The sequence below is a fragment of the Micromonospora antibiotica genome, assembly GCF_017599305.1.
In the GTDB taxonomy this organism is placed as follows: Bacteria; Actinomycetota; Actinomycetes; order Mycobacteriales; family Micromonosporaceae; genus Micromonospora; species Micromonospora antibiotica.
Map to the genome: position 1 here is coordinate 223,743 of NZ_JAGFWR010000009.1, position 7,478 is coordinate 231,220.

General features: G+C 72.4%; 9 protein-coding genes. 4 read left to right on the forward strand and 5 right to left on the reverse strand.

Translation table 11 applies throughout. The annotated features are described in order from the left end of the window. The first annotated feature begins 82 nt into the window (after nucleotides 1-82). Nucleotides 83-949 (forward strand): HAD family hydrolase, encoded by an 867-nt coding sequence (locus JQN83_RS18170; protein WP_208568311.1) that lies wholly within the window; start codon nucleotides 83-85, stop codon nucleotides 947-949. A 178-nt stretch (nucleotides 950-1,127) separates the two neighbouring features. Here the strand turns inward: JQN83_RS18170 and JQN83_RS18175 are convergent, their stop codons facing one another. The 5 genes from JQN83_RS18175 to JQN83_RS18195 all read right to left on the reverse strand — a co-directional run bounded on the left by JQN83_RS18175 (nucleotide 1,128) and on the right by JQN83_RS18195 (nucleotide 5,071). Next, complete coding sequence (locus JQN83_RS18175) at nucleotides 1,128-2,000, reverse strand: lysophospholipid acyltransferase family protein (protein ID WP_208568330.1); 873 nt, start codon at nucleotides 1,998-2,000, stop codon at nucleotides 1,128-1,130. 230 nt (nucleotides 2,001-2,230) lie between these two features. Then, the gene (locus tag JQN83_RS18180) at nucleotides 2,231-3,304 is read right to left on the reverse strand and encodes an NAD-dependent epimerase/dehydratase family protein (protein WP_208568312.1); all 1,074 of its coding nucleotides are present in this window, start codon (nucleotides 3,302-3,304) and stop codon (nucleotides 2,231-2,233) included. A gap of 120 nt (nucleotides 3,305-3,424) precedes the next feature. Continuing rightward, nucleotides 3,425-3,526 carry a 30S ribosomal protein bS22 gene (locus JQN83_RS18185; protein ID WP_007465623.1) on the reverse strand — a complete coding sequence of 34 codons (102 nt, stop codon included), beginning with the start codon at nucleotides 3,524-3,526 and terminating at the stop codon, nucleotides 3,425-3,427. Nucleotides 3,527-3,759: 233 nt separating this feature from the next. Beyond that, the gene (locus tag JQN83_RS18190; protein WP_091242358.1) at nucleotides 3,760-3,972 is read right to left on the reverse strand and encodes a helix-turn-helix domain-containing protein; all 213 of its coding nucleotides are present in this window, start codon (nucleotides 3,970-3,972) and stop codon (nucleotides 3,760-3,762) included. Nucleotides 3,973-4,150: 178 nt separating this feature from the next. Further along, nucleotides 4,151-5,071: a proline dehydrogenase family protein gene (locus JQN83_RS18195; RefSeq protein WP_208568313.1), complete on the reverse strand. Its 921-nt coding sequence runs from the start codon at nucleotides 5,069-5,071 to the stop codon at nucleotides 4,151-4,153. A gap of 158 nt (nucleotides 5,072-5,229) precedes the next feature. Here JQN83_RS18195 and JQN83_RS18200 point away from each other — a divergent pair, with 158 nt between their 5' ends. The 3 genes from JQN83_RS18200 to JQN83_RS18210 are packed head-to-tail and all read left to right on the forward strand — an operon-like array spanning nucleotide 5,230 to nucleotide 7,248. Next, nucleotides 5,230-5,511: a hypothetical protein gene (locus JQN83_RS18200; protein ID WP_244252654.1), complete on the forward strand. Its 282-nt coding sequence runs from the start codon at nucleotides 5,230-5,232 to the stop codon at nucleotides 5,509-5,511. Nucleotides 5,512-5,513: 2 nt separating this feature from the next. Then, a complete protein-coding gene (locus tag JQN83_RS18205) occupies nucleotides 5,514-6,680 on the forward strand; it encodes a glutathionylspermidine synthase family protein (RefSeq protein WP_208568314.1) in 1,167 nt (388 codons plus the stop codon). Between the two features lie 19 nt (nucleotides 6,681-6,699). Then, on the forward strand, nucleotides 6,700-7,248 hold the full coding sequence (locus tag JQN83_RS18210; protein ID WP_208568315.1) for a CGNR zinc finger domain-containing protein: 549 nt from the start codon (nucleotides 6,700-6,702) through the stop codon (nucleotides 7,246-7,248). Nucleotides 7,249-7,478: the final 230 nt, after the last annotated feature.

Here is a 7,478-nt window from a genome sequence, read left to right on the forward strand (position 1 = left end):
CCTGCGTGGACCGGCCGACCGGCGTCCCGGCCCGACTAGGCTCGTCAACGAAGGCACGCTCGACGGCGCGGGAGGAGGTGCGATGGCCGACACCCGCAAGGTCACCGTCAGCACCGACGCCCACGGGCACACCGCCGGCTGGGCGGACGCGACGCCGGCGCCCGGGCCGGCGGATTCCCGCGCCGCTGCGTTCTTCGACGTCGACAACACCATGATGCAGGGCGCGTCGATCTACTGGTTCGCCCGTGGGCTCGCCGCCCGCCGCTACTTCACCACCGGTGACCTGGCCCGGTTCGCCTGGCAGCAGGCCCGGTTCCGGTTGCTGGCCACCGAGCACGCCGGCGACATGTCGAAGGCCAGACAGGCCGCCCTCGCCTTCGTCGAGGGTTGGCGGGTCGGTGACGTCGAACGACTCGCCGAGGAGATCTTCGACGAGTTGATGGCACCACGGATCTGGGTCGGCACCCGACGGCTCGCCCAACGCCACCTCGACGCCGGCCAGCGGGTCTGGTTGGTCAGCGCCGCGCCGGTGGAGATCGGCCGGGTGATCGCCGCCCGGCTCGGCCTGACCGGCGCGATCGGCACCGTCGCCGAGGTGGTCGACGGCGCGTACACCGGCCGGCTGGTGGGTGACCTGATGCACGGGCCGGCGAAGGCCGAGGCGGTCCTCCAACTCGCCACGGTCGAAGGGCTGGAGCTGGCCCGCTGCACCGCCTACAGCGACTCCTGCAACGACCTGCCGATGCTCGACGCGGTGGGCCGGGCGGTGGCGGTCAACCCGGACGGCGCGTTGCTGCGTACCGCCCGGGACAGGGGCTGGGAGGTCCGGGACTTCCGCACCGGGCGCCGGGCCGCCCGGATCGCCGTACCGTCGACGGCGGCGCTGGGGCTGCTGGCCGGCGCGGTCTCCGCCGGCCGGGCGCTGCACCGACGCCGCCACCCGGCCTGACCCCGGCGCCACCCGGACCGCAGCCGACCCGCCGGGCCACCACGCCACGCCTTCCCCGGACCGGGCCACCGCGCGCCACACCCTCCCCGCGCCGGGCCACCGCGCCGCACCGCACCCTCTCCGGACCGGACCGGGCCACCGCGCCACACCCCCGCGCCGGGCGGCCGGAGCCGCAGGCTCAGGGGCCGAACGGGTCGGGGCGGCGTTCCAGCAGCTGGTGCAGGGTCTGCTGAATGGTCTCGCGGACCTGGTCGGCGAGGTTGAACACGACCAGCGGGTCGTCCGCCGAGTCGGTCAGGTGGGCGGTCGGGATCGGCGGGCAGAACTCGATCAGCCACTTGCTGGGCAGCGGCACCATGCCCAGCGGCCCCAGCCACGGGAACGTCGGAGTGACCGGGAAGTAGGGGAGCTTGAGCAGCCGGGCCAACGGTTTGATGTCGGCCAGCATCGGATAGATCTCCTCGCCGCCGACGATGGCGACCGGGACGATCGGGGTGCCGGTGCGCAACGCCGCCGAGACGAAACCACCCCGGCCGAAGCGTTGCAGCTTGTAGCGGTCGGAGTAGAGCTTGCCGATGCCCTTGAACCCCTCGGGGAAGACGCCCACCACCTCGCCGTTGCCGAGCAGCCGCTCGGCGTCCGGGTTGCAGGCGACCGTACCGCCGGTCTTGCGGGCCAGCTCGGAGACGACGGGCATCCGGAAGACCAGGTCCGCACCGAGCAGCCGCAGGTAGCGGCGGGCGGGGTGCTGGTCGTGCAGGGCGGCGGAGAGGATCAGCGCGTCCAGGGCCACCGTGCCGGAGTGGTTGCCGACCACCAGGCCGGCCCCGTCGGTGGGCACGTGCTCCAGGCCGGTCACCTCGGTGCGGAACCAGTCGCGGTAGAGCAGCCGCAGCAGCGGATGGAAGACCGCCCCGGTCAGCTCCGGATCGAACCCGAACTCGTCCACCTCGTACTGGCCGGAGAGGCGGCGGCGCAGGAACGCCAGACCGGAGGCGACCCGACGGTCCCACTGGTCACCGGGCCGGTCCGCCACCGAGGGGCCGGCCACGTCAGGCTCGACGGGCACGGACTTGGGCACGGGCGCGGACTTGGGCACGGGCGCGGACTTAGGTGTGGGCACGGACTTAGGTGTGGGCGCGGGCGCGGGCGCGGGCGCGGACTTGGGCACGGGCGCGGGTCGGGTCAGGGCGGGGTCGGTGGGCTCGGGCCGGGCCCCGTTGCGCGACGGCGGGGCGGGGACGGGCGGCGTGGTGAGCCGACGGTGGCCGTTCTGCTCGGTCACGTACGGTCCCGGACCGCGGAACGGACCTGCCGGATGCTCTCCAGCACCATCTGCTCGGCCATGGCGAGCTGGTCCCGGCTGAGGACGGCACCACCGTGGTGGGCGCGGATGAAGTCGTCGAACGCGACGGCGGTGGAGCGCGGGGTGAAGCCGTACTCCCGGGTCAGCCGGCGGGTGTCGACCACCCGGCCGTGCACGATCAGGTCGACCTGGTCGAGGCCGTAGCGGCCGAAGCCGAGGTTACGGGCGATCGCGGCGGCCCCGGACAGCCCCGGCTCCCACACCGGCACGGCCACCCGACCGGCCCGGCGGATCGCCTGGGACAGCGAGAGCACCCCCGGCCCGGCGACGTTGTACGTGCCCGGGTGGTCCTCGGCGACCGACCGGTGCAGCACCTCCAGGGCGTCGTCGAAGTGCACGAACTGGAGCCGGGGATCGCGGCCGAAGACGGTGGGCACCACCGGCTGGGAGAAGTACCGGGTGAGTGTGGTGTCGGCGGTGGAGCCGATGAACGGGGCGAAGCGCAGCACCGTCGCGGTCACGTCGGGTCGACGGCGACGGAAGCCGCGCACGTACCCCTCGATGTCGAGGATGTCGCGGCCGAAACCGCCGCGCGGCACCTCGCGGGGCTCGGTCTCCTCCGTGAAGACCGCCGGGTCGCGGAAGGACGCGCCGTAGGCGGCGGTCGACGACCGGACCACCAGCTTGCGCAGCCGGGGTGCGCGCTGGCAGGCGGCGAGCAGCTGCATGGTGCCGATGACGTTCTGTTCCTTCATCCCCGACCGGCCGCCCTGCTGCGGGTCGGGGGCGGTGGCCAGGGCGAGATGGACCACGGCGGCGACGTCGAGGTCGGCCAGCAGGCCGCCGAGCGAGTCGAGGTCCAGCCGGATGCGTTCCACCCGGTCGAGCAGGCCGGCGAACTCGGGGCCGGGAGTGGCCGGGTCGACGCCGATCACCCGTTCGATGCGGGGGTCGGCGGCGAGCCGGGCGGCGACGTGCGCCCCCAGATAACGACCGACCCCGGTCACGACGACGACCCCCGGAGCACCTGGGGTGCCACCGGGGGTCATCGCGCACGCCCTGACCGGCAGGCGAGATCGAGCCGGGATGTCCGCGGCCTGATCACCTGAGCCTCCGGGGGTCGACAGATGGCAAGTGGTGCCGGACGCCGGGTGGTGACCCGGCGTCGGTCACTTGCCGAGACGGCGACGCTGGACGCGGGTCTTGCGCAGCAGCTTGCGGTGCTTCTTCTTAGCCATGCGCTTGCGGCGCTTCTTGACCACCGAGCCCATACGACAGCCTTTCGATGCAACGTTCGGCACGGACGCCCGGCGTCGAGATGGTGACGCCGGTGGCCGCTCTGCGGACAACGGACCTGGACCCAGCCTGGTGGCGGCGGGGCACACCGGCGCACGGTTCAGGATCGGCTCCAGGGTAGCCGGAGAGCGTCAGCAGGACCAACGCGCCCCCGGCCGATGCCCGTTACGTCGCGATCGGTGCGGTCGTACGGCCGCGACCGGCGCGATCAGGCGGTCTCCTGGAACGCCCCACGCAGATAGTCGTGTACGGCGTGCTCGGGCACCCGGAACGAGCGGCCCACCCGGACGGCGGTGAGTTCACCGCTGTGCACCAGGCGGTAGACCGTCATCTTGGACACCCGCATCACCGCGGCGACCTCGGCGACCGTGAGGAACCTGACATCCGACAGCCGACCGTCGGAGGACTGCGACCCGGCCATGGCTCACCCGACCCATCCCATGCCCGGCGCGCGCCACCCGACGGAGCTTCCGCACGGGCCGGCAACGCGCGTGTTACCAGTACGGTAGCGGGACGGCTGTGACCTGCGCGATCCCTTCCCACAACTCATCGCGCACCGGGCGTCGTTCACCCGGTCGTGACCTGGTGTTCCGGATGGCCTACTTCTTCGAGGCCAGGGCCCGACCGAAGAAGACCAGGTTCGCGGGGCGCTCGGCGAGGCGGCGCATCAGGTAGCCGTACCAGTCCTCCCCGTACGGCAGGTAGGTGCGCACCGTGTAGCCCTCACCGGCCAGCCGGGCCTGCTCGTCGGGGCGGATGCCGTACAGCATCTGGAACTCGAACTCGCCGGGGCCCCGGTCGAACCAGCGGGCCCGGTCCTCGCCGATGGCGATCAGGCGCGGGTCGTGGGTGGCCAGCATCGGGTAGCCCGCCCCGGACATCAGCACGTTGAGGCAGCGCACGTACGACTTGTCGACCTCGCGGGCCGACTGGTACGCCACCGACTCCGGCTCGGCGTACGCCCCCTTGCACAACCGGACCCGCGACCCGGCACCCGCCAGCTCCCGGCAGTCCGACTCGGTCCGCCGCAGGTACGCCTGGAGCACCGCCCCCGTCGACGGGTGGTCCTTACGCAGCTTGACCAGCGTGTCCAGGGTCGAGTCGGTGGTGGTGTGGTCCTCCATGTCCAGGGTGACCGTGGTGCCCGCCTCGTCGGCCGCCACACAGATCGCCCGCGCGTTGTCGTAGGCCAACTGCTCGTCGAAGCGCTGACCGAGGGCGGAGAGCTTGACGCTCACCTCGGCGGCCGGGGTGAGCCCGGCGGCGTCGAGCGCCCGCAGCAGGGCGAGGTACTCGTCCCGGGTGGCGGTGGCCTGGTCGGGGGTGACGGTGTCCTCGCCGAGGTTGTCGAGGGTGACCGTCAGGCCGTCGGCGACGAGTTCGCGGGTCGCGCGCAACGCGTCGTCGGTGCCGGTGCCGGCGACGAACCGGCGGACGACGTCCCGGGTGAGGGGGGCCGTCGCGACGAGCCGCTCGACCTGGGATGACCGGGAGGCGGCGAGGATGACGGAACGGAGCATGAGCCGAGCGTAACGCCCGACCGTGGGACCGCGCCCGGCGGCGGGGCGGACCGGTTCCGGCCACGGGGGCGCACCGTGCCCGGCGGCGGGGCGGACCGGTTCCGGCCACGGTACGGGCCGGTCAGGGGACGCGCGGTTGGCGTGGATCAGTTACAACCATGAACGTGGAACGACACCCCCGCCGCCGGCTGCGGTCGGCCTCCGTGCAGCTCGGCGCGCTCACCGCGCTGGCACTCGCCCTCTCCGGCTGCAACCTCACCTCCGACGACGACGATGACGACTGCGCCCTCGGGCCGGTCGGCGGCGGGGACACCGTGGCACTCGCCATGCAGGTGCCGACCGTCGGCATCGCCCCCCGGGCCGCCGCACCCGACCCGGTGGCCGGCGCGCTGCCGGAGCGCGGCGGCTTCGGCACCCACCTCGCCTCCTGCGGCGGCTGACGGTGCGCCGGGAGCGGGTCACCCCCCGCCCGGACTTCGACTCGGTGATCCGCACCCAGGGCCTGGTGTACGTCGACACCGAACTGCCCGACGGCGAGATCATGTCGTACTGGGACGAGTCCGCCGCGTACGTCTTCGACCTCGACGAGGTGCTGCGGCTGGAGGAGGCGACCGAGGAGTTGCATCGGATGTCGGTGGCCGCCGCCGAGCACGTGGTGGCCCGCAACCGGTACGCCGAGTTCGGCATCCCCGACTGGGCGGCGCAGGCGGTGGCCCGGTCGCTGCACGAACGCCCACCCACCCTGTACGGCCGGTTCGACCTGGCCTACGACGGCTCGTGGCCGCCGAAGCTGCTGGAGTACAACGCCGACACCCCGACCGCCCTGGTCGAGGCGAGCATCGTGCAGTGGTACTGGCTGGAGGACACCCGGCCCGACGCCGACCAGTGGAACAGCCTGCACGAGCGGCTGGTCGGGGCGTGGGCCAAGATCGGGTCGGGGCTGCACGACCGGCGGGTGCACGTGTGCTGGTCCAACGAGGAGGAGTCCGGCGAGGACCAGATCACCGCCGGTTACCTGGCCGAGACGGCCCGGCAGGCCGGGCTCGACGTGACGCTGCTGCCGATCCAGCACGTCGGCTGGGACGGCCGGCGTTTCGTCGACGCCGCCGACCGGCCGGTCACCACCTGCTTCAAGCTCTACCCGTGGGAGTGGATGCTGGCCGAGCCGTACGGCCGTCCGGCGGTGGACCCGGGCACCCCGACCACCTGGATCGAACCGGCCTGGAAGCTGCTGCTGTCGAACAAGGCGCTGCTGGCGGTGCTCTGGGAGCTGTACCCGGGGCACGAGCTGCTGCTCCCGGCCTACCTGGACTCACCGCGCGGAATGCCGGAGTACGTGGCGAAGCCCTTGCTCGGCCGGGAGGGCGGCTCGGTACGCATCGTCACCGGCGACACGGAGATCAGCAATCCGGGGATCTATGGTGACGAGGGCTTCTGCTATCAGGAGTTCCGGGCGTTGCCGCAGTTCGACGGGGGTCGGATGGTGCTGGGCAGCTGGATCGTCGACGGCGAGTCCGCAGGCGTCGGCATCCGGGAGAGCGAAAGTCTGATCACCGACGGTTACGCGCGCTTCCTGCCGCACTACATCGACGCGCCGCGTGCCGCATGAGTCGTCTACCGTTGGTCGGGTGAACTTCGACGCGTACGCCAGGACCGGGGTTGACCTAGTCAACGCCCACCTGGACGACCTCGACGACCTGCGGGCCCTCTTTCCGGACGACAACGCGTGGATGCGCGACGAGGTCGCCGACCGGGACCTGGCAATCTTCCGGCGGGCGCAGAAGCGGTTGCGCGACGTCTTCGAGTACGGCACCTCGGGGCGCGACGCCCAGGCGGTGGCCGAACTGAACGCCATGCTGGAGGCGTTCCCGGTGCAGCCGCGCATCTCGGGTCACGACTCCAGCGACTGGCACATGCACGTGACCAGCCGGGGCGCGTCGGTCAGCGCCGAATACCTGGCCGGCGCGGCGTGGGGCCTGTCGGTGTGGCTCTGCGAGTACGGCAGCGCCCGGTTCGGGGTCTGCGCCGACGAGCGCTGCCGCAACGTCTACCTGGACACCTCGTCCAACTGCTGCCGCCGGTTCTGCTCGGAACGCTGCGCCACCCGCTCCCACGTCGCCGCCCACCGCGCCCGCAAACGCGCCGCCGAGCAACCCACCCTCACCCCGGTCCCCTGACCCCTCCCCGCGCTCTCCCCCTCCCCTCCGCCCCGCCCTGCCCTGCCTCGCCTCGGTGATCAAGAGCTTTGCGTCAGTTGATCAAGAGGTTTACGTCAGATTCACGCGGCGGTTTCTAGGCTTCAGTGCAACTGATCTTGGGTTGGGTTGGAGGTCCTGGTGGCGAAGCCGGGTGTGTTGACGTTCGGGCATCGGCAGGTGTTGGAGCATCTGTGGGCTTCGGGTCGGAC

Coding starts and splice junctions, on each gene's coding strand:
- JQN83_RS18170 (WP_208568311.1), top strand. CDS start 83: ATGGCCGACACCCGCAAGGTCACCGTCAGCACCGACGCCCACGGGCAC.
- JQN83_RS18180 (WP_208568312.1), bottom strand. CDS start 3,304: ATGACCCCCGGTGGCACCCCAGGTGCTCCGGGGGTCGTCGTCGTGACC.
- JQN83_RS18185 (WP_007465623.1), bottom strand. CDS start 3,526: ATGGGCTCGGTGGTCAAGAAGCGCCGCAAGCGCATGGCTAAGAAGAAG.
- JQN83_RS18190 (WP_091242358.1), bottom strand. CDS start 3,972: ATGGCCGGGTCGCAGTCCTCCGACGGTCGGCTGTCGGATGTCAGGTTC.
- JQN83_RS18195 (WP_208568313.1), bottom strand. CDS start 5,071: ATGCTCCGTTCCGTCATCCTCGCCGCCTCCCGGTCATCCCAGGTCGAG.
- JQN83_RS18200 (WP_244252654.1), top strand. CDS start 5,230: ATGAACGTGGAACGACACCCCCGCCGCCGGCTGCGGTCGGCCTCCGTG.